A 1,660-nucleotide genomic window follows, 5' to 3' on the forward strand; every position below is an offset into this window, starting at 1 on the left:
CTCGGTCGTCCATCCCGGTAAAATACCCGGCTTTTCGTCACACACCTTTCGCGGATCCAAGCGCCATGGGCACTCTTACGGTCAACCAGAACAAACTGCAAAAACGCCTGCGTCGCCAGGCCGGTGAGGCAGTCGCCGATTTCAACATGATCGAAGAGGGCGACAAGGTCATGGTCTGCCTGTCTGGCGGCAAAGACAGCTACACCCTGCTCGACGTGCTGATGCACCTGCAAAAGGTCGCGCCGATCAAGTTCGAGATCGTCGCCGTGAACATGGACCAGAAGCAGCCGGGGTTTCCCGAGCATGTGCTGCCGGCCTACCTCAAGAAACTGGGGGTCGAGTACCACATCGTCGAGAAAGACACTTACTCGGTGGTCAAGGAACTGGTCCCGGAAGGCAAGACCACCTGCTCGCTGTGCTCGCGCCTGCGCCGTGGCACGCTCTACACCTTTGCCGACGAGATCGGCGCGACCAAGATGGCCCTGGGTCACCACCGTGACGACATCGTCGAAACTTTCTTCCTTAATATGTTCTTCAACGGCAGCCTCAAGGCCATGCCGCCCAAGCTGCGGGCCGACGACGGGCGCAACGTGGTGATTCGCCCACTGGCGTACTGCCATGAGAAGGACATCCAGGCGTACTCCGACCTCAAGCAGTTTCCGATCATCCCGTGCAACCTCTGCGGCTCCCAGGAAAACCTGCAGCGCCAGGTGGTCAAGGACATGCTCCAGGACTGGGACCGCAAGACCCCGGGACGCGTCGACAGTATCTTCCGCAGCTTGCAGAACGTGCAGCCGTCGCAGTTGGCCGACCGTAACCTATTCGACTTCACCAACCTGCGTATCGACGAAAGTGCGGCGTCGCGCTTCGTCAATGTAGTGAACCTCTGAGCCGTTTCACCGCTCTGACAGACGGCGCTCCTGGGCGCCGTTTTCATTTCAATCCTTAGGAGAGGGCATGCGCGATTACAAGTGGCTGCACGAATATTGTCTGAACCGGTTTGGTTCGGCGGCCGAGCTGGAAGCCCACCTGCCTGTGCCCCTGACCCCGGCGAAACTGCGCAAGATCAGCGATGACCGCTACCTGTCGACCCTGTCGCTGCGGGTGTTTCGCGCCGGGCTCAAACACAGCGTGGTGGATGCCAAGTGGCCGGCGTTCGAGCAAGTGTTCTTTGGTTTTGACCCGGAAAAAGTCGTGCTGATGGGCGCCGAGCACCTGGAGCGATTGATGCAGGACACACGCATCATCCGCCACTTGGGCAAGCTCAAGAGCGTGCCGCGCAATGCGCAGATGATTCTGGATATCGAGAAGGAAAAGGGCAGCTTCGCGGCGTTTATTGCTGACTGGCCGGTGACCGATATCGTCGGGCTGTGGAAGTACCTGAGCAAGCACGGCCACCAGTTGGGCGGGCTGTCAGCGCCGCGCTTTTTGCGGATGGTGGGCAAGGACACGTTCGTGCCGAGCTATGACGTGGTGGCGGCGCTGAATGCGCAGAAGATTGTCGACAAGGTACCCACCAGCCTGCGGGACCTGGCCACGGTGCAAGGTGCGTTCAACCAGTGGCATGCCGAGAGCGGGCGGCCGATGTGCCAGTTGTCGATGATGTTGGCTTACACCGTCAACCACTAAGCCCGACCAATACCCTGTGGCGAGGGAGCTT

The 1,660-nt window shown here is 59.9% G+C and carries 2 protein-coding genes; both read left to right on the forward strand.

Annotated elements, in window-relative coordinates:
* Positions 1-65: 65 nt before the first annotated feature.
* A complete protein-coding gene (gene ttcA, locus SNL23_RS13095; RefSeq protein ID WP_318302427.1) occupies positions 66-890 on the forward strand; it encodes a tRNA 2-thiocytidine(32) synthetase TtcA in 825 nt (274 codons plus the stop codon).
* Positions 891-957: 67 nt separating this feature from the next.
* Positions 958-1,629 carry a DNA-3-methyladenine glycosylase I gene (locus tag SNL23_RS13100; RefSeq protein WP_167663709.1) on the forward strand — a complete coding sequence of 224 codons (672 nt, stop codon included), beginning with the start codon at positions 958-960 and terminating at the stop codon, positions 1,627-1,629.
* Positions 1,630-1,660 lie beyond the last annotated feature (31 nt).

The sequence above is a fragment of the Pseudomonas sp. SED1 genome, assembly GCF_034044025.1.
GTDB lineage: Bacteria > Pseudomonadota > Gammaproteobacteria > Pseudomonadales > Pseudomonadaceae > Aquipseudomonas.